The sequence below is a fragment of the Myxacorys sp. genome (assembly GCF_059501405.1).
The window spans coordinates 194,609-212,774 of the sequence record NZ_JCACCM010000087.1 but is presented as its reverse complement, the minus strand read 5'-3'; the positions used below and the strand labels follow the sequence as shown (position 1 = coordinate 212,774).

The window sequence follows — 18,166 nt, the reverse complement described above, 5'->3', positions numbered from 1 at the left end:
GTGGCACGGCTATATTGCGAACTATCTATCCTATATCGCGAACTATTAAGGAGTACACCCAAGAATTGACATGGGATTACCCCTTGCACTTTACTTGTAAACTGAGAGCGCGAGACAAAACAGCGCAAAATCAGCAGTTGGAGGACTTGGTTCGTGGAAAACACGCTTGGTTTAGAAATTATCGAAGTCGTAGAGCAGGCAGCGATCGCGTCAGCTCATCTGATGGGCAAAGGCGATAAGAACGAGGCTGACCGGGTAGCAGTGGAAGCCATGCGTGAGCGCATGAACAAAATTTACATGCGCGGTCGGATTGTGATTGGAGAAGGAGAGCGGGACGACGCTCCCATGCTCTACATCGGTGAGGAAGTTGGCATTTGCTCGCAGCCCAATGCCAAGGAATTCTGTAACCCGGATGAACTGGTGGAAATTGACATTGCCGTTGACCCCTGCGAAGGCACTAACCTTTGCGCCTATGGTCAACCCGGCTCGATGGCAGTGTTAGCCATTTCAGAAAAGGGCGGCTTGTTTGCGGCTCCCGATTTCTACATGAAGAAACTCGCGGCTCCTCCGGCTGCTAAAGGAAAAGTAGACATCAGCAAATCCGCCACTGAGAATCTGAAGATTCTGGCTGAGTGCTTGGATCGGGGAATCGACGAACTTGTTGTCGTGGTGATGAAGCGCGATCGCCACAATGATCTGATCAAGGAGATCCGCGAGGCAGGCGCACGGGTTCAACTGATCAGCGATGGTGATGTGGGGGCTGCGATCAACTGCGGCTTTGCGGGAACCAACATCCACGCACTGATGGGCATTGGAGCGGCTCCTGAAGGCGTCATTTCGGCAGCGGCGTTGCGATGCTTGGGAGCACACTTCCAAGGGCAACTGATCTACGATCCAGCGATCGTACAGACTGGCTTGATTGGCGAAAGCAAAGAAGCCAACATCGCTCGTCTAAATGAAATGGGCATCACAGACCCAGATAAAATCTACACCGCTGAAGAACTGGCATCCGGTGAAAACGTCTTGTTTGCTGGAACGGGCATCACTCCCGGCAACATCATGAACGGCGTCCGCTTCTTCAAAGGTGGCGCGAGAACTCAAACTCTCGTTATTTCCAGCCAGTCTCAGACGGCTCGATTTGTAGACACCATTCACATGCACGGGCAGCCCAAGGTTGTTCAGCTTCGTTAGTAAAGAAGGGATGAGGGAGGTCTTCGACCCGCTTCGCGAGGAGGGACGCCTGCGGCAACGCTAACGTAAACCTGCGGTAACACTAATGCAAAGAGGGACAAATCAAGAATTCAAATTACAGTGATCTGAAATATCTTGTTAACGCCCCTTTCATCCCTCACTCATCCCTCCTTGTGGTTCCTACGGAGTTGCGTGCGCTAATCGCGGGGCAACCCCCTCCCTCATCCTTACTTTAGAGCGCCCTTTTAATATGAACATTGCTGTCGTTGGCTTAAGCCACAAAACCGCTCCGGTCGAAGTTCGAGAAAAGCTGAGTATTCCAGAACCTGTTTATGATCAAGCGATCGCCCACCTGTGTAACTGTCCCAATGTTCAAGAAGTGGCAGTTCTCAGTACGTGTAACCGATTAGAAATTTATTTAGTGACGTCTGAGACAGAGCCTGGAATTCGAGAAGTGATTCAGTTTTTGTCAGAGCACAGCAAGTTGCCGACGTCGATGCTGCGTCCGTATTTGTTTACGTTGCTGCACCAAGATGCTGTGACGCATCTGATGCGAGTCGCATCGGGGCTAGATAGCCTAGTGCTGGGAGAAGGGCAGATTTTGGCGCAGGTAAAGCACTGTCACAAGATGGGGCAACAGCATAGCGGCGTTGGGCGCGTTCTAAATCAACTTTTTAAGCAAGGAATTTCTGCGGGAAAGCGGGTTCGCACCGAAACGAGTATTGGAACTGGGGCAGTCTCAATTAGTTCTGCGGCGGTGGAACTGGCGCAGATGAAAGCCAATCTTGCCGCTCATCGCATCACGATCTTAGGGGCAGGCAAAATGTCTCGCCTGCTCGTGCAGCACCTCGTTTCTAAAGGGGCGACCAACATTACGGTTCTGAATCGCTCGATGGAACGGGCGCAAGAACTCGCTAATCAGTTTCCTGATGCGCGGCTCAAACTGCGTCCGTTGTCGGAGATGATGGCGGCGATCGCAGATTCCGATATCGTCTTTACTAGCACCTCTGCGACCGAGCCGATTCTCGATCGCGCCAAGCTAGAAACCTATTTAGAGCCGCACCAACCCTTGATGTTGTTTGACATTGCAGTTCCTCGCAACGTCGATGCCGATGTCAACGAGATGGCTCACGTCAAGGCGTTTAACGTGGATGATCTCAAAGCGGTGGTGGCGCAAAATCAGGAAAGCCGTCGGCAGATGGCGATGGAAGCGGAAGCATTGCTAGAGGAAGAAGTAGACGCCTTTGAGGGCTGGTTGCGATCGCTCGAAACGGTGTCAACGATTAGCAGCCTGCGGGACAAGATTGAAACGATTCGGGCTCAGGAACTGGAAAAAGCCCTTTCTCGGTTAGGCAATGAGTTTGGCGATCGCCATCGCGAAGTGATTGAAGCGTTGACCAAAGGGATTGTGAATAAAATTCTTCACGATCCGATGGTGCAGCTGCGGGCACAGCAAGATATCGAAGCGCGTCGTCGGGCGATGGAAACGCTAGAGGTATTGTTTAATTTGGCATCTGAGCAAGCGCGGGTGTGAGATTGTCTCACCCGCGCTTCAAAGTCATTCTGAGACTTTGGCTCGGCAACGAGATGAGCCAGCATTTCGTTGCCGAGAGGCTTCGGCTTAGGGTAAGTAAGTTAGGCGATGTATTGCTTAACGAAATCAGCCGCTAGTCATTAACTGCTGTAAGGTTGCTGTGAAATTAGGATAAGAAATCGCAGCAGCTTCGGCACGGTGAATCGTCGTTTTGCCTGTTGCATTCAGTGCCGCGATCGCTAAACTCATTGCAATCCGATGATCGGTAAAACTATCAACATCGGTTCCGGTTAAAGGAAATCCGCCTGTGATTTCCAGTCCGTCGGAACGTTCTGTTATTTGTGCGCCCATCCGCTCCAGTTGAGTGGCCATAACCGTGATGCGATCGCTTTCTTTGACCCGCAGTTCTTCTGCATCTTGAATCACCGTTGTTCCTTCTGCAAACGCCGCCGCCACCGCCAATATTGGAATTTCGTCAATTAGCCGAGGAATCAGATCGCCTGCAATTCGACAGGCTTTAAGCTGGCTGTGACGCACTCGCAGATCGGCGACCGGTTCACCTGCGACATCGCGCTGATTTTCTAATGTGATGTCGGCTCCCATCGCTTCAAGCGCTTCTAAAACTCCGGTACGAGTGGGATTCACACCGACATTTTCGATGGTTAAATCAGAGCCAGGTACGATCGCGCCTGCCACCAGCCAAAACGCCGCAGAACTAATATCTCCAGGAACGATGACGGTCTGACCGTGTAGGGTTGCCCGTCCTGTCACCGTAACGCTCTTGGCCTCCGGATCGACACTGACCTGTGCGCCAAACGCCCGCAGCATCCGCTCACTATGATCGCGAGAAAGGGCGGGTTCTGCCACCGTGGTTTGTCCGTCTACCATCAGCCCTGCTAACAGAATGCAAGATTTGACTTGAGCAGAAGCGATCGGGGACTGGTAGTGAATCGACTTTAGGGCACGTCCTTGGATAGCCAAGGGAGCCAACGAGTTTTGCTGACGCCCCCAAATTTCTGCACCCATTTGTTGAAGCGGTTTGACCACACGGGACATGGGGCGCGATCTCAGCGAATCATCCCCTGTCACCGTAAAGAAGCGATCCGGATGAGATGCCAAAATTCCTAGCATCAAGCGCAACGTTGTTCCAGAGTTCCCCGCATTTAGCACATCCATTGGCTCAACTAACTGACCCAATCCAATGCCGCGCACCCGAACTTCTGCCATATTCAGGTCAGAAATCGTTGCGCCCATCGCTCGAAAACAACTCGCCGTACTCCGGGGGTCTTCGCCTAGCAGCAAGCCATGAATGATGGTTTCTCCTTCTGCCAACGCACCCAGCATCAGCGCTCGATGGGAAATCGACTTGTCGCCCGGAATCCCAATTCGGCCCCGCAAGGGCGACCCTTCCGTAGAACGATCGATGGTGAGTTCATGTTGAGAACTTTGAACGTTGAGCGCGATCGTGGTCGAATTTGCCATGGGGATCAGATAGACTGACTAAACGTAAGTAATCCTACCACCCCTCATGCTGACTCAGCACCGCAAACCTGTTCGCCTCTACGTTGTCTCCAGAGATCTACCGATCTGGTCAGAAGTGGAAACAACGGGAACGATTTATCAAAAGAGCGCCGAACAGTTTCACTTGGTCTTGACCGAGCCATGCATCAAAGGAGCCACACCACGCGGGAAAACTGGCTCAATAGCAACGACACCCCGGCTGATCTGGATCGACATTTCGCCTTATCGCATTGCTATGACGATGCAAGGGGACGGCAAATTAAGCTACCGTCACTTGTGGCAGCGCGGCGTCTACGGCTTTAGTCGATACTGGTTGCAGGACGACTCCGCGAAACCAAACCAGTCGCTGCAACTCCGCAATTTTACTCGCAGCCTCTGGCTAGAGCAGTCTCCCTTTCCAAAGCTGTTGCAGCTAGATTATGAGCTTTGGTCAGAAACGCTTCAGCTTGGCAGCTATGTTCTGCATTTAGAAATTCTCGATTAAAAAATCCGCAATTGCTCCGAGGAATTGCGGACTACCAACGTCACTGGTAAACGTGCGATTCGTCATTAAGCACAGCGACAGAATTAGAACGTAAATGTCGTGCGGATCGTGCCAATCACGATGTCATCATTACGATCGTCATGTCCTGGAGCCGTCAGCCACACCAGCCCAGGCGTGATAGAAATGTTGTCATTCAGTTGGTACTGATAGAAGCCTTCAACGTGCAGCGACGTACTGCGATCGACCACATCTCGACCGAAGAAGGTTCTGAAATTACCGCTACCACCCGTCACTTTCGGCTCCATGCCGACAATAATGCCTGCGACGCTGCCTTTTTTGCCCAAGTCTGGAACCGCTAAGCCGACTGACCAGTTCCAAATATCTAGGTTGCCCTTCGTGCCGTTTCCGAGAGATTGAGCGTTGGTATAACCTACCGCACCGTTTAGCACCAGTTTTGGACTCACCTGGAAGGTTACGTTTGCACCATACGCATTGGCAGACGTAGGTTCGTTGAAGTTGCGGAAGTTCGCGTTATTGCTGCCGACGCCGCCGTTCGCTGAGAAGTCATTGTTATAGGCGTGAATGTAGGTCAAGCCCAAGCCAATGCGCTCATTTGGTTTGAAAGTCAACTGTGCGATCGCGCCGTAAGGCCCGTTAAACAAACCATTGCTGGCCGCTGGATTTGAAGCCGTCTCATCATTGGCCAGATAGCCTAAACTCAGTTCTAGAGCATCACTAAACTGGTGACGAAGGCCCAGTCCCTTACCGGTCAGCAAATAGTAGATCGAGTTGCGCGTCCCGAAGTGAGTCAGCGCACCCGTGCCGCCATCGCCATCTAAGTAAGGATTCAGAGTATCAGTGAAATCGTCGATCGCGCCTGCGTTCGCTTCAATCGTCACTGTGGTCTTTTCGCCCAACGGAAACTGATAGAGTAGGGCATCTACCCCGACCTGATTATTTTCATCTTCAGACGCAAATCGGAAGTTGCCTTCGCGAGTCAGCAACTCGCCATTGAGACTCGCAGGGAGGGTTGCCAGGTTCTGAGCTTGTAGCCGAGTCCTCAACAAATCCCGACCCGTAAAGCTAGTGTCGAAATTTAGACGAACGCGATCACCAAGAATCGTATTCTTCGAGACCCGCTCGTTCACTTCGCCCGTCGCCACGCCATTCGGAAAACCATTATCTATAACTTCGTCACCATTGGCATCTAGAATGGCATTCCGAATGAAATCTCCACCCGTGGCAACGCCTGCAACTCCAATCACCACTTCTCCGGTCAGTTTAGTAGTGGTTGAGAACTGCTGTTTCTCCAGAGTTGTCGTGCGAGCTTCGACAGCATCGACGCGACCCCGTAAGGTTGCGAGTTCTGCTGAAAACTCTTCTTGCAGCCTTTGCAGGATAGCTAAATCTTCTTTTTTAACCAGATCGGCAGTAGAGGCAGCAATCAGTTCGTTGACGCGATCGAGACAGGCATTTAACCCCGCTGCAAATTCGTAGCGAGTTGTGGCGCGATTGCCGCGATAGGTTCTGTCAGGATAGCCTGCAATGCAGCCATAGCGCTCAACGAGCGATTGCAGTGCCTGAAATGCCCAATCGGTCGGTCGCACATCCGATAGTTGAGACACTGATGTGACTTGATCGAGAGAGGACTTGTCGGTACTAAGATCTGCAACCGATGGAGTTTCATCTGAAACTGATTGTGCAAGTGGCTCAGTTTGAGCCGTCTCAATTGATTTGGATGAGGAAGATACTTCAGCCGCACCGACGCCTGACGCAACGGTTAGACTTGCGACAGCAAGAAGAATTGGGTGAACCCAACGAATGTTACGAAAACAATTTGACATGATATTTTCCGACTCTCACACCTAATGTTGTTGAAATGAAAGGTTGTTGAAATGAAAGGTTGTTGAAACGACGTGTTACAACAACGAAGCGATCGCTCTACTTTTGTCCAGCTATTTTGTCCAGCTAATAGTTAAACTACCCAGACAGAATCTTTAGGACACGGTTTCGATAATCATTCTCATTTTTAGTTTAATGGTTGGCGGCGAGAATGATTTTTAAGTTTGTAATTAGGTGATATTGCAACTCATTGTCAAGAAGTTCTTGGGATACAAGAACTTCGCGAGTTCAGTCAGCCACTGATTACAGAAATAGGGCAGTAGAAATAAGGGACAACCGCTTTGCTATAACCGCTCAGAGAGAGCGCTTCGAGCAAGGCAATGCCTAGGTTTACAACGTTTCAACCTCGCTCAACTCTACGGCAATTAGCCTACTTTTTGAATGGGGGGTAGGGGGATTAATTAACAAAATTCTCAGTTAGAACGTTTGGCGAGGGGTGCAAGTGACTCTGCCAATCCGTTCAAAGTTTAGTAGAGTGCCGTTCAAAGGAGCGCTAGAACTCTTTAAAGCGGTTTGTCTAGGCTTGTCTCAGAATCGAGTTGATTCAGTAATTTGAGACCTTGAACACGAGTAGTATAGTCATCTTGAGGCTGTTGTTTGAGCCACGCGATCGCGGGCGTCTTTCCTTGTTTGGCAGCGATTCTCAGGGCAGCCCATGTCTGCACCTCGGTTCGGGCAGGATTAATTTGCAGCGCCGCGTTAATCCGCTTTTGAATGCGCCCTGAATCGAATTTCAGCAGATCTAGCACTTCGTTCCGATCTGCTGCCGACAGTTGAATCACCTGAGTTGACTTTGCCCAACGCCCATCAATCAGATTGGCAAGAACCTGCTGACTGACGCTCGCCCAAGGCTGATCCGCTTGCGTTTTGGTGACCTTGGCATGGCGAGCGACTAAATCGAGTTGAGCTTGGGCCGTGTCTGTCCATTCGTCGATGCGTTGCTTTCGCACAGATTGCATGACGGCTAACGCAGGTGACCACAACCCGTTGCGGGCTAACAGCAACGCATCGGTAAATGCGCCACTGTCGATCGCAGCTTTATTTAATGAAATCGGTCGGAGTTGGAATGGGGTGGACTTAGAACCAGTTTGAAGCTGATAAACCTGAAAGTCTGGCTCTAGGGCAACCGTTCGGTTGACTAGCAGTTCGGGTGCTCGACCTTTAGAGACTTTCTGCCAAGATGGAGATTGACCAGCGGGACTTGTCCAACTGATCAAGCCGTTGATTGTAGTGGAGACAGGGCTGTAGTAAACCACCGATCCATAGGCAACAGTAGAATCCCCTTGGCGGAGAGTCCCCATCAAGTCGAGCCAAATGCCTTGAGTGTTGTCGTAGCGCTCAACAGTAGTGTAAGGAAGCTTACGATCGCTGCTGCTTGCCTCTATGACTCGTGCATTGGCTAACGGCTCTAAGACAAACGATTCTTCGACTTCATTGATCTCTAAAATATTGATAAATTGAAGCGCTTCCTTTTTTTGAGGAGTGGGGTTGAGAATTTTGCGATAGACGCGCAGTTCGCTCAGGCGATCAGCACAGTTGTCCGAACATTTTGTCTCAAGGCGAAAAACAGGTAACAGCAGATCAACTGTACGCTTTGCAGATTTTGCGCCGCTTTCTACTCGAATCGGATCGCCTGCCCGTAACCCTTTCTTTCTCAGGTCAGCCTGAACCTCTGCCATCGTTTTTGGGTCATCCCACGCAGACAAAGGAATTCTCGCGCCTTCAGGTAGGTAGTGATTCATCCAAGCCACAGATTTCGGATCTTTGATGAACTGAAAGCTCATCCAGGCGCTAGTCGCTACCAATCCCGCCGCACTGGCAATCGTAAGAAACACTCCTAACGAGCCGAGGTGAGGGATAGAAGAGACCTTGGGAAAACGTAATCTCATGACTGAATCGGATCAACAGTATGGGCGGAGCATCGGTTCAGTACACCCCTGCTTGAATGGTATATGGGGCGAGAAGAATTAAAACGTTTTTTCTCTAAGACTTTTTTGCTCTAGGACGCTCAAGTATCGATGACCCGCACGTTCCCAAGTGTACTCCGACTGAACGAGCGATCGCGCATTTTGAGAAAGCTGCGATCGCAGATCATCATCTTCAAACACTCGTGAAATAGCATCAACATACTCCGAAACAGAATTCGCTCTGAGCGCTCGCTGTGGATTCTTGCCGTCTACCGCCAGACCTTCTAAACCGCGATCGCTGGCAATGACTGGAGTTCCAGCTGCCATTGCTTCTAGCGTTTTATTTTTGATTCCGTATCCGGTTCGCATTGAAATCACACAGGCGGTTGCTTGGTGCAAATACTCAGCCATTGAGGGCACGCGTCCGGTGACGGTAATTCCGGGTTGCTGACTGAGTTCTTGCACCTCTGCGGTCGGGCGGGAACCTACGATCGCTAAAGTCGCATCGGGATAGCGGTTTTGAACAGCAGGCAAAATTTCTAAACTTAGAAATCGGGCGGCGTCGATGTTGGCGAGGTTATCCATTGCGCCGATGAACACGAGATGGTGTCCCCCCGGATCAGACGTTCGATAGGGAAAGGTCGAAAAATCAACTCCGTTAGGAATCACATCGATCGCGGCGGTCGGGTTGAATTGGGAGAGTTGATTGCGATCGTCATCAGTTGTAACAACGATATTGAGAAATTTTTTGCAGTAGCGTTGTTCGTACCGTTTGAGGAGCGGCAGATTTAAGCGATCGCGCCATGCATTCTCAGATGTTTGAGTATGCAGTTGATTCTTGCACGAGCCGTACACAGAACTATGCACATTCACGACGGTTTGAATATGCTGACGAAATTCGGGGCGGATATAAGATTCATTGACGCTATGTTCGCAGGTGATCACATCAAACTTCTGATCTTGCATCGCGCGGTCAATCCACGCCTGCATTTCAACAGAATAACTAGATAAGACGCTAGGCGGCGTTCCTTGCTGCAAGAAGGTTGCAAACCGAGCGGCTTTTCCGGCTAGTCCTGAGGATGCAGTGGGCTGAGGACGCGGAAAAACAACTAGTTCTGTTACATGCTCACGCAGAGCGGCAACATCGGCGTCGGTGACATCGTCAGTTCGTTGAGTGAGAACGGTGACATCGTGGGTCTGTTGTAAGTAATTCAACAGGTGAAAGGTTCGGACTTGAGTTCCGCCTTTAGTCGGGGGGTAAGGAAAGGTAGAGGACAACATCAAAATATTCATGGGGACATTTCCTTGAGAATTCCGTGAGACGAATCGTTATTCACGGGAATACTGACGATATCCAGGGTTCCCAATAATTTGTCGTTTTTTGAGTCGTGACTTGATTTCAACCTGATAGGAGATTTGATATGCCTTCGTTTGGGCTGTATACGCTGGCTAATGATACTGTATTTGATCAATTTGTCGCTTTACTCAATAGCATTGAGCAAAATGTTGGTTCAGATATTCCTATCTGTGTAATTCCCTACAATCGCAATATTGAGAAAACACAACGCGAAATCAATACTCGTAAGAACGTAACGCTGTTTGATAATTGGTTGGCGATCGAGCGATGGGATAACTTTTTTAATAGCGTTTGGCAGTTTCATCCCCGCGCAACCGGCTCAAAGTCAAGTCGTCCGGGCTGGTATGGCGGATTTGTGCATCGCAAATTTGCCGCGTTTGATGGCGGATTTGATCAATTTATCTTCTACGATGCGGATACATTAGCGATGAAGCCGATCGACGATGTGGTAGGTCAGCTTCAACATTACGACCTGATTTTTAACGATTGGGAACACGCAAAACGTCGTGATCTGACAGAACTCAATCTCGATGTGATCGAACCCGGGATTAGATTTCAAGAAGCAGAAATTCGTCCGTTATTGCACTGTGATAGTTTTTTTGCAGCGCGGCGCGGCATGTTTAACGATGCAACGCTGATGCAGTTAAAAAAACGCTTGGTGGACGATCAAGAACTCAACTGGATTCGCGATCGCTCGTGGTGGTCAAGTTCAGCCATGTTTAACTATCTGACCTTGGCTCAAGAGTGCACGATGTTTAACTTTACGCTTAGCCCTAACGGCTCCGATCGGACGGGCAACTGTGCTAACGCTGATCCATTTATCAATCGAGACAACATTCTCTACAACAAAGATGGATTAAAGCCGATTCACCGCATTCACTATATGAGCTACGCTTCGAGAGATTTTGCTCGGTTGTGTGGGGGCGAAGATGTGGATATTCCGCACAAAGATGTCTTTCTGCACTATCGCTTTCTCAAGTCGCCAGAGCAGAAACCGAAGGCACTGATTGCTCCGACTGCAACAACTAAAATGATGCGATCGCTGCACACCAACGTTTCTAAACTCAAAAAACTCGTTCAGGCATAATATTCTCCGATGCCCAAAATTAGCGTTTGCATTCCAACCTTTAACCGTGCCCATCTGCTGCCATTTGCGATCGAGAGTGTTCTCCAGCAAACGGAGCAAGATTGGCAACTGATCGTCTGTGACGATGGCTCGACAGACCACACATCGGAATTAATGACAACGTATCAGGATTCTCGCATTCGATATCTGCGTCATGCTCAAAATGTGGGCAAAAGTAACAACATGCGCTCTGGATTTGAGGCCGCGATCGGGAAGTATTTTATTAAATTTGACGATGACGATCGCCTAACGCCCGATTTTTTGTCTAAGACGAGTCAAATTCTAGATCGCTCGCCGAACGTCGATTTTGTTGGAACCGATCATTGGATCATCGATTCAAACAATCAGCGCGACTCATCGGCAACCGAACAAAATTCTCACAACTGGGGCAGAACGAACTTACCTGCGGGTCTAGTTTCTAACTTGCTAGATGTTGTGTTTGTGAAACAGAGTTTTCAGATTGGAGCAACGCTATTTCGGCGACAAGCATTGCTTGATGTGGGTTATATGCGTCCCAATATTCAAAACTGCGAAGATAACGATTTATTCGTTCGGCTAGCGTTGCGAAGCAATTTCCCCTCTGGGGTAAACGCGCATAAACAAGCTTACTATTTGCCCGAACGCCTGATGGAATACCGCGTTCACCCGGAGCAACAAGGCATCGATCGCGCCATTCCTTATCTAAAAGACAAATTAACGTACTTACAGAACTTCCAATTTGAGCAGCAAGAATTAGAAAAAGTGCGGCGATCGCGCTTAGCCGAAACTCAATTGTTGCTCGGACTAAGATTAGTCGAAAAAGGCGAAATGCAAGTTGGCAGAGAACTTGTACAGGCGGGAAGATCTGCTTCATCTGCTAAAGCGTATGCAGGAATGGCGCTTTCTGTGCTGCCACGTGGGGTGCGATCGTACGCCTTTAACTTAATTCGTCAGACCAAGTAGGTTTAATACGCGTAAATTTAATACGGCAGGACGCAGAAATAAGCAGCCCGTTGGACACTTCTTGCAAGGTGTGTTCTCGTTTAAACACGTCTTCAGTCACTAAACCGAAGCAATGAAATAAGGAAAATCTGTGTATTTGAATACTTTTTGGAGCGTTTTTTAAGAAATGTCATGGTAGTATAACTTTTAGTAAAGCCTTTCATTCAACTTAAGAAGCAGGGTTATCGGGCGGTTCATTTTATGATCGAGTATAAAAAAATTCGGTTGAAATGGGAAAGCTATTGGTTCAAAACCTTGGGAAGATGGCGAGCCTGTCCTTTAACCTGTCCTGTTGATCGACCTCATCATCGGCATGTTTTTTGGAGTTGGTTCGGTAGTTTCTTAGCCATTACCGCAACGTCTTACCTGGCTTTGAAAACGAATTCTCCTCTGCTGATGGCTCCCTTTGGTGCTACAAGCGTATTAATCTTTGGTGTCCCTGAAAGCCCTTTGGCTCAACCTCGTAATGTCATTGGGGGCAACCTCTTAGCAGCTCTCGTGAGTCTGATTATTCTGCATCTTCTCGGCTCTTCTCCCTGGGCAATGGGAATGGCTGTTTCTAGTGCGATCGGAATTATGCAGCTTACCGGAACTTTACATCCTCCCTCAGGAGCCGTTGCATTAGTCGTAATGATGACAAGACCGGACTGGCAATTCCTGCTGGCACCTGCCTTGGAGGGATCGCTGATCTTGGTGCTATGCGCTGTGGTTTTTAATAACCTAGCTGAAGAAAGGACGTATCCAAAACACTGGCTATAGCAATTGCACTAAGCCAAGACACAAGTGGGCCAAGATACGAGCGATGCTGTTGTGCAGCATTACGACCCGTTAGAACCAGACAGAGACGATTCTTCAGAACTTGGCGGAACCAATTGCAGCTTCCCCCAATCTTTCAACAAAACTTCCCCCCACTTCGCCGCCAAATTTATCTGCGTGAACGGCACTCGCACCGACGCGTTAGACATTTCAAACTCTAATTCGATCGCTTTCCCGCGTTCTGGTGGGGCTTGCAAGTCCACGGCTTGACCATCCACCAGCAATCGAATCGCTTGCACATCGTTTAGCGAAAACGTTTGAGGCTGCACGATTCCTTTACGAGTTGCCTTTCCCCACGTCAACTGATCGCCCTTCTGAGCTAATACTGAGTAGATGTCAAACTTGGCGCGATCGTAACTATCTGCCCACTGACGATATGTTTCTAGCTTTTGATATTCGTTCCAGCCTGCCCACGCTAGCCCAATAAAGACGGCAAGCAAAGGGAGCCATAGAAGACCGTGGATCATAGGAATGAAGGATGAGGGTGAGCGATGAAAAAGATAAGCCTCTATACGATCATGGTATCGCGTTGAAACATTTAGTTTTGCTTCATCCCTCCTCCCTCATCCTTACATCCCTCTAGCACCTGCGTTATCTTGGAGTTCAACTCCGACTTTTGATAGAGGGCTATGAGAAAGTTTCTGATCATTGGCTTGTTTTTGCTCGGTTTGGGATGGGCGGTTTCTAACTTTTCAGGACTCGCCGCAAAGGGCACATACGACAGCATTGTGCTGGATTTTAGAGAAGACAGGGGAACCGCTGAGATCGAGAATCAAGTCAATGCGATCGCGGCTCAGTTCAACGTTCGTCCTCAGCTCAATAGTCGCTTTTCAGAAGCCGATCATCTCTATGTCGTAAAGGGCGATCGTCAGTTGCTTAACGCGCTCAAACGCTCCAACATTTCTAAATACACTGAATATATCGAGCCTGACTACATCTACAGCATTCCAGAAGCGTCTCTATCAGGAGTCGTTGATGCGTCATCGGCACAGCCAAGCGGCGGACAAGCCCCAAACGATCCGCTCTACAGCAAACAGTGGAACCTCCACAATATCAGCATTGAATCTGGCTGGGCAGAAACGAAAGGAAGCGGCGTCACCGTTGCCGTGATTGACACGGGTATTTCTCAAGTGCCAGATCTCAAGGAAACCAAGTTTGTCGCTGGCTATGACTTTGTAGGCGAGCAAGAGGATGCCAAAGACGATAACGGACACGGAACCCATGTCGCAGGGACGATCGCGCAATCAACCAACAATGGCATTGGCGTCGCCGGAATTGCCTATGAAGCCTCTCTCATGCCGCTCAAAGTCCTCAGCGCCAGCGGCGGTGGAACGGTTGCTGACATTGCCGAAGCGATTCGATTCGCGGCAGATCATAACGCCACTGTGATTAACATGAGCTTGGGTGGCGGCGGTGAAAGTAGTGCAATGCAAGAAGCGATCGCGTACGCTCACAAAAAAGGAGTGGTTGTGATTGCGGCGGCTGGAAACTCCGGTCAAAACGCGGCTAATTATCCGGCTCGCTATCCGCATGTGATCGGCGTTGCAGCCTTGGGTGCTTCTGGCGAGAAAACGCCCTACTCCAACTTTGGTGCAGGCGTAGATATTTCGGCTCCAGGAGGAGACACATCGAACGGAGAAGCAGGCGGCATTCTGCAAAATACGCTCAACCCCCAGACCGGAGAATCAATTTTCGCAGCGTTTCAAGGCACAAGTATGGCAGCTCCTCACGTGGCAGGAGTTGCGGCTCTCGTACAGTCTGCTGGCGTTAAAGATCCAGACGAAGTGGAAACTGTTCTAACTGAATCGGCTCGTAAAGTTCAAGACGACACCTTAAACCAGTTTGGCTCAGGGAAACTTGATGCCGCTGCTGCCGTTAATTTGGCACTTAGAGGCAAAATTACATTCAACGATTTCTTCCGGTGGTTGCGAGACAATGGCTACCTCAACCCGCGCTTCTGGATTGATGGCGGAGCGGTTGCCCTACTGCCTAAACTGGCGATGGTACTTGGCTCTTATCTTCTTGCCTGGTTCTTACGCAGCTACTTTCCATTTACGTGGAGTTGGTCACTGGCAACCGGATTAATTAGCGGCAGTTCTGGTTTCTTTTTCCTGAAAGGACTCTACCTATTTGATGTGCCTCAATATCCCTTCCGCCTTTTGGGAAGTTCGCTGCCTGAGCTAGGTAGTGCCGTGCAGGGCAGTAGTGCGCTCAATCCAATTTCTGCCAGTGTTCTGATTCCAGGTCTTCTGCTTGCGCTACTGTTGGGACATCAGCAGTGGAAGTGGTTTGCGATCGGGTCATCCATTGGTGTTTCAGTGTGTCTAGCCACCAGTGCTGCGATCGATCCGACCTTAATGTGGATTGGCGGCGGCGCGATCGCTCGCATCTACCTGATCGTCAACGCTCTGCTCTGCTTCGGCTTGGCTCGTCTTGCTATGAAACCAGAGGACAAAATCGTATGACTGTAACGGGTGTTATTCAACACAAAGGCTTTGGAACCGGAACTTGGGCACTCGACGCCGAGGATGGCAAATCTTATGAACTCCACAAGCCGCCGAGTGAGCTTCAGAAAAAAGGTCTCAAGGTTGAAATTGATGGTGAAATTCGAGACGATGTGATGACGATCGCAATGATTGGCCCGGTTTTAGAAGTGAAAACATTTAAAGTTCTTTGAACTCACTCTAAATCAAGAACGCTCCAGAAAGTTCAACCTTCTGGAGCGTTCTTGATTCAACCTTCTCCAATTACGCCTGATTCAACACGTTCTGCATCTTCGTCCGAAATTCTCCTTTCGGATGTCCGCCTTTTACCTCACCAATAATCCTGAAATCTCCTTCGGGTGAGTCGCATACGATATAGGTGGGCCATCCCATCTCTGCCTTATCCGGATATTGGGCTAGAAGAACCTTTCGATATTTCCGATAGGTTGCCGTATCTTGCATCTTCACATCGATAAACTGTAGCCCCAGCTCCTCTGAAACCTTCTGGTCATAAAATGCCATTTTGTGGCAAATGCCACAATCTTCCGAAGAAAATTTAATCACTGCACGAGTCATAACTGTCATGCCAACACGTCTGCATTAACCAGCGTAGAGGATTACAGAGCGTTCAAAACGGTTTTAGCAAGATTTTTTAGGGTTGTCCGCTCCGTGCCACAACAATGTCCGGAAACAGGGATAATAAGCCTAATTACGTTTGCCTTACCAATACCGCTTATGTTCCGTAAACTCCCGTTCGGACTGCTATTACTTTCTGCCGGTGGTGTCGTCACCGTGATCGGGATCGCTGCTTATCTGCTCGATTATGCCGCGCTCAACATGATCGGCTTTTTCTACGGCATTCCGTTGTTCTTAGGTGGAATTGCGCTCAAGATTACTGAGTTAAAACCTGTTCCATTCATGACGCAGACGACGCCAGAGGTGCTAGCGCTGCGAGAAACGCAAGCGACTAAGACTCAGACCCAAATTCTTAATGATGTAACTCGCTTTCGGTATGGGCAAAAAGCACATTTCGATAGCGCCTTAAGCTACTTAGGACTCAGCCCAATCGAGAAACAACGTCCTGAACTGATGGCAGTCCGCGAAGAAAGCACCTATGGAGCTTATACGTTGGTTCTCCTGTTTGATTCCTCCTATTTGCCATTTGAAGTGTGGACGCAACGACAGGAGAAGATGACCAACTTTTTTGGCCCAGGGGTGAAAGTGAAGTTGGCACAGCCTGAGGAAGACGAGGTGGAAGTGTCCATCATTGCAACTCCCGATTCGCCTGTGGCAACTCCCGATCCGGCTGTGGCGACTTTAGAGCAATAGCTTGGGATCAATAGAGATCGCTAGCTTGCCAGAATAATCTAAAAAATTGTCTCACTTCTCTAGACGGACAGCGTACCATTGCAAGTACTGTCCTGGAGCCAAATCAAATTCACAGGTTGTATTAATTAAGTAAGCGACTTGCTGCTCAACAGAGGCGAACTGCTGCAAATCTTTGGGCAACGCATCTTGTTGAGCGGCAAGGAGCGATCGCAGCTTCTGCGTCAGTTCCTCGGCAGTCAAAATCTGCTCTGGCTGATTGGTTTCTAGCACCACAAAGTGGTCTTCTTGATACATTAACGAATCTGGCATCGTTTAATCTCATTTCAATACGTTCTATTGTGACGCTTTCTCTTCCACTCAAATCTCCCGTAGGTGAGAACTAGAAGCTGCTTCAGATATGTTATCTAAGGCATATCATTTCTTTGATACCCATTTTAAGGAATCGTGCCCCTATGTCGCGTTCTGTCCGTCTGATTTTCAATCCTGTGGCGGGTCAGGGCGATTCCGAACAAGAATTAGCCTTGATTAAGAGTTTGCTGGCTGATCTCAATTTAGACGTTTGTTTGACCTCTGAAGACGTAGGAGCCGATGTCCTAGCTCAAGAAGCGGTCGAACACGGGGTTGATGCGGTCATTGTGTCTGGAGGCGATGGTACTGTGTCGGCGGCGGCAAAAGCGCTTATGCAGACGGAGGTTCCGTTAGGCGTGATCGCACGGGGTACAGCAAACGCATTTGCTAATGCCCTAGAAATTCCCACCACGATTGAGGGAGCCTGTCAAACCATCTTAAAGAACTACACCCAAAAAATCGATATTGCGTCCTGTAATGGACACCCGATGGTATTGCTTGCCGGAATTGGGTTTGAAGCAGAAACCGTTGCAAAAGCAAATCGGGAGGCGAAAAATCGATTTGGGATTTTGGCATACGTTCTAGCAGGCTTACGACAGTTGCGCGACTTAGAACACTTTGAAACCGAAGTCGAAACCGATGACAAGATTATCTCTTTCACAGCATCTGCTCTCACCGTTGCAAACGCGGCTCCCCCCACGTCTGTGTTAGCCCAAGGCCCATCCGGGCTCGTGGTAGATGATGGACTATTAGATTTAACGATCGTTGCTCCCGCCAATCGCGCCAGTGCCATCACCGCAACGTATCATTTATTTCAATCAGCGCTGAGTGGCAATCCCGCCGATCGCGACGATATTGGCTACCTGCGATCGCGCCGGTTCAAAATCACGACCAATCCACCCCAGAAAGTTGTTCTCGATGGCGAGATGAGCGGCACAACTCCCCTCGATATCTACTGCATTCCCGCAGGCTTAACGGTCTTCTTACCGCCGCCCAACGAAGAAGCTGCCGCAACCGAAAAGCTGGAAGGACTGCCAGATTTAGTAATTGAATCTAAAGATTAGATAGAGTCCTGACCATTGTGCTGATGCGATGGAATATATAAACAGTAGGAGCTGCTATTTTAAGTGAGATCTAAAATGCATCAACTGGGATAGCATTTCGGAGATGACTAGGATTTGGACATT

The 18,166-nt window shown here is 49.3% G+C and carries 17 protein-coding genes; 10 read left to right on the top strand and 7 right to left on the bottom strand.

Going from position 1 to position 18,166, the window contains the following annotated elements:
- The first annotated feature begins 153 nt into the window (after window positions 1-153).
- Window positions 154-1,191, top strand: coding sequence for a class II fructose-bisphosphatase (glpX, locus tag AC5I6P_RS10245; RefSeq protein WP_495693650.1), 1,038 nt, complete (start codon window positions 154-156; stop codon window positions 1,189-1,191).
- Between the two features lie 250 nt (window positions 1,192-1,441).
- Window positions 1,442-2,725, top strand: coding sequence for a glutamyl-tRNA reductase (locus AC5I6P_RS10240; protein ID WP_495693649.1), 1,284 nt, complete (start codon window positions 1,442-1,444; stop codon window positions 2,723-2,725).
- A 126-nt stretch (window positions 2,726-2,851) separates the two neighbouring features.
- Here AC5I6P_RS10240 and aroA read toward each other — a convergent pair whose 3' ends face one another.
- Window positions 2,852-4,207 (bottom strand): 3-phosphoshikimate 1-carboxyvinyltransferase, encoded by a 1,356-nt coding sequence (gene aroA / locus AC5I6P_RS10235; RefSeq protein ID WP_495693648.1) that lies wholly within the window; start codon window positions 4,205-4,207, stop codon window positions 2,852-2,854.
- Between the two features lie 46 nt (window positions 4,208-4,253).
- Here aroA and AC5I6P_RS10230 point away from each other — a divergent pair, with 46 nt between their 5' ends.
- Complete coding sequence (locus AC5I6P_RS10230; protein WP_495693647.1) at window positions 4,254-4,730, top strand: hypothetical protein; 477 nt, start codon at window positions 4,254-4,256, stop codon at window positions 4,728-4,730.
- Window positions 4,731-4,813: 83 nt separating this feature from the next.
- On the opposite strand, the gene AC5I6P_RS10225 is transcribed toward AC5I6P_RS10230, so the two are convergent.
- The 3 genes from AC5I6P_RS10225 to AC5I6P_RS10215 form a co-directional block, all read right to left on the bottom strand.
- Window positions 4,814-6,574, bottom strand: coding sequence for an iron uptake porin (locus tag AC5I6P_RS10225; RefSeq protein ID WP_495693646.1), 1,761 nt, complete (start codon window positions 6,572-6,574; stop codon window positions 4,814-4,816).
- Between the two features lie 561 nt (window positions 6,575-7,135).
- Entirely contained in the window at window positions 7,136-8,521 is a 1,386-nt protein-coding gene (locus tag AC5I6P_RS10220; RefSeq protein WP_495693645.1) for a hypothetical protein, read from the bottom strand.
- Between the two features lie 78 nt (window positions 8,522-8,599).
- Entirely contained in the window at window positions 8,600-9,832 is a 1,233-nt protein-coding gene (locus AC5I6P_RS10215) for a glycosyltransferase family 4 protein (protein ID WP_495693644.1), read from the bottom strand.
- A 128-nt stretch (window positions 9,833-9,960) separates the two neighbouring features.
- Here AC5I6P_RS10215 and AC5I6P_RS10210 point away from each other — a divergent pair, with 128 nt between their 5' ends.
- The 3 genes from AC5I6P_RS10210 to AC5I6P_RS10200 all read left to right on the top strand — a co-directional run bounded on the left by AC5I6P_RS10210 (window position 9,961) and on the right by AC5I6P_RS10200 (window position 12,762).
- Entirely contained in the window at window positions 9,961-10,983 is a 1,023-nt protein-coding gene (locus AC5I6P_RS10210; protein ID WP_495693643.1) for an Npun_R2821/Npun_R2822 family protein, read from the top strand.
- A 9-nt stretch (window positions 10,984-10,992) separates the two neighbouring features.
- Complete coding sequence (locus AC5I6P_RS10205) at window positions 10,993-11,964, top strand: glycosyltransferase family 2 protein (RefSeq protein WP_495693642.1); 972 nt, start codon at window positions 10,993-10,995, stop codon at window positions 11,962-11,964.
- Window positions 11,965-12,204: 240 nt separating this feature from the next.
- Entirely contained in the window at window positions 12,205-12,762 is a 558-nt protein-coding gene (locus AC5I6P_RS10200) for an HPP family protein (protein ID WP_495693641.1), read from the top strand.
- A gap of 59 nt (window positions 12,763-12,821) precedes the next feature.
- On the opposite strand, the gene AC5I6P_RS10195 is transcribed toward AC5I6P_RS10200, so the two are convergent.
- On the bottom strand, window positions 12,822-13,286 hold the full coding sequence (locus AC5I6P_RS10195) for a hypothetical protein (protein ID WP_495693640.1): 465 nt from the start codon (window positions 13,284-13,286) through the stop codon (window positions 12,822-12,824).
- A 162-nt stretch (window positions 13,287-13,448) separates the two neighbouring features.
- On the opposite strand from AC5I6P_RS10195, the gene AC5I6P_RS10190 reads away from it, so the two are divergent.
- On the top strand, window positions 13,449-15,284 hold the full coding sequence (locus AC5I6P_RS10190; protein WP_495693639.1) for a S8 family peptidase: 1,836 nt from the start codon (window positions 13,449-13,451) through the stop codon (window positions 15,282-15,284).
- Window positions 15,281-15,496 (top strand): hypothetical protein, encoded by a 216-nt coding sequence (locus tag AC5I6P_RS10185; protein WP_495693638.1) that lies wholly within the window; start codon window positions 15,281-15,283, stop codon window positions 15,494-15,496. Before AC5I6P_RS10190 ends, AC5I6P_RS10185 begins: the two co-directional genes overlap by 4 nt.
- 70 nt (window positions 15,497-15,566) lie before the next feature.
- Here the strand turns inward: AC5I6P_RS10185 and AC5I6P_RS10180 are convergent, their stop codons facing one another.
- Entirely contained in the window at window positions 15,567-15,878 is a 312-nt protein-coding gene (locus tag AC5I6P_RS10180; protein WP_495693637.1) for a thioredoxin family protein, read from the bottom strand.
- Between the two features lie 159 nt (window positions 15,879-16,037).
- Here AC5I6P_RS10180 and AC5I6P_RS10175 point away from each other — a divergent pair, with 159 nt between their 5' ends.
- The gene (locus AC5I6P_RS10175) at window positions 16,038-16,631 is read left to right on the top strand and encodes a DUF2854 domain-containing protein (RefSeq protein WP_495693636.1); all 594 of its coding nucleotides are present in this window, start codon (window positions 16,038-16,040) and stop codon (window positions 16,629-16,631) included.
- Between the two features lie 51 nt (window positions 16,632-16,682).
- Here the strand turns inward: AC5I6P_RS10175 and AC5I6P_RS10170 are convergent, their stop codons facing one another.
- Window positions 16,683-16,940, bottom strand: a complete 258-nt coding sequence (locus AC5I6P_RS10170) for a CRR7 family NDH-1 assembly protein (protein WP_495693635.1) — start codon at window positions 16,938-16,940, stop codon at window positions 16,683-16,685.
- A 143-nt stretch (window positions 16,941-17,083) separates the two neighbouring features.
- On the opposite strand from AC5I6P_RS10170, the gene AC5I6P_RS10165 reads away from it, so the two are divergent.
- Window positions 17,084-18,043 carry a YegS/Rv2252/BmrU family lipid kinase gene (locus tag AC5I6P_RS10165; RefSeq protein ID WP_495693634.1) on the top strand — a complete coding sequence of 320 codons (960 nt, stop codon included), beginning with the start codon at window positions 17,084-17,086 and terminating at the stop codon, window positions 18,041-18,043.
- The last annotated feature ends 123 nt before the right edge of the window (window positions 18,044-18,166 follow it).

Coding starts and splice junctions, on each gene's coding strand:
- AC5I6P_RS10240 (WP_495693649.1), top strand. CDS start 1,442: ATGAACATTGCTGTCGTTGGCTTAAGCCACAAAACCGCTCCGGTCGAA.
- aroA (WP_495693648.1), bottom strand. CDS start 4,207: ATGGCAAATTCGACCACGATCGCGCTCAACGTTCAAAGTTCTCAACAT.
- AC5I6P_RS10230 (WP_495693647.1), top strand. CDS start 4,254: ATGCTGACTCAGCACCGCAAACCTGTTCGCCTCTACGTTGTCTCCAGA.
- AC5I6P_RS10225 (WP_495693646.1), bottom strand. CDS start 6,574: ATGTCAAATTGTTTTCGTAACATTCGTTGGGTTCACCCAATTCTTCTT.
- AC5I6P_RS10220 (WP_495693645.1), bottom strand. CDS start 8,521: ATGAGATTACGTTTTCCCAAGGTCTCTTCTATCCCTCACCTCGGCTCG.
- AC5I6P_RS10215 (WP_495693644.1), bottom strand. CDS start 9,832: ATGAATATTTTGATGTTGTCCTCTACCTTTCCTTACCCCCCGACTAAA.
- AC5I6P_RS10210 (WP_495693643.1), top strand. CDS start 9,961: ATGCCTTCGTTTGGGCTGTATACGCTGGCTAATGATACTGTATTTGAT.
- AC5I6P_RS10205 (WP_495693642.1), top strand. CDS start 10,993: ATGCCCAAAATTAGCGTTTGCATTCCAACCTTTAACCGTGCCCATCTG.
- AC5I6P_RS10200 (WP_495693641.1), top strand. CDS start 12,205: ATGATCGAGTATAAAAAAATTCGGTTGAAATGGGAAAGCTATTGGTTC.
- AC5I6P_RS10195 (WP_495693640.1), bottom strand. CDS start 13,286: ATGATCCACGGTCTTCTATGGCTCCCTTTGCTTGCCGTCTTTATTGGG.
- AC5I6P_RS10190 (WP_495693639.1), top strand. CDS start 13,449: ATGAGAAAGTTTCTGATCATTGGCTTGTTTTTGCTCGGTTTGGGATGG.
- AC5I6P_RS10185 (WP_495693638.1), top strand. CDS start 15,281: ATGACTGTAACGGGTGTTATTCAACACAAAGGCTTTGGAACCGGAACT.
- AC5I6P_RS10180 (WP_495693637.1), bottom strand. CDS start 15,878: ATGACTCGTGCAGTGATTAAATTTTCTTCGGAAGATTGTGGCATTTGC.
- AC5I6P_RS10175 (WP_495693636.1), top strand. CDS start 16,038: ATGTTCCGTAAACTCCCGTTCGGACTGCTATTACTTTCTGCCGGTGGT.
- AC5I6P_RS10170 (WP_495693635.1), bottom strand. CDS start 16,940: ATGCCAGATTCGTTAATGTATCAAGAAGACCACTTTGTGGTGCTAGAA.
- AC5I6P_RS10165 (WP_495693634.1), top strand. CDS start 17,084: ATGTCGCGTTCTGTCCGTCTGATTTTCAATCCTGTGGCGGGTCAGGGC.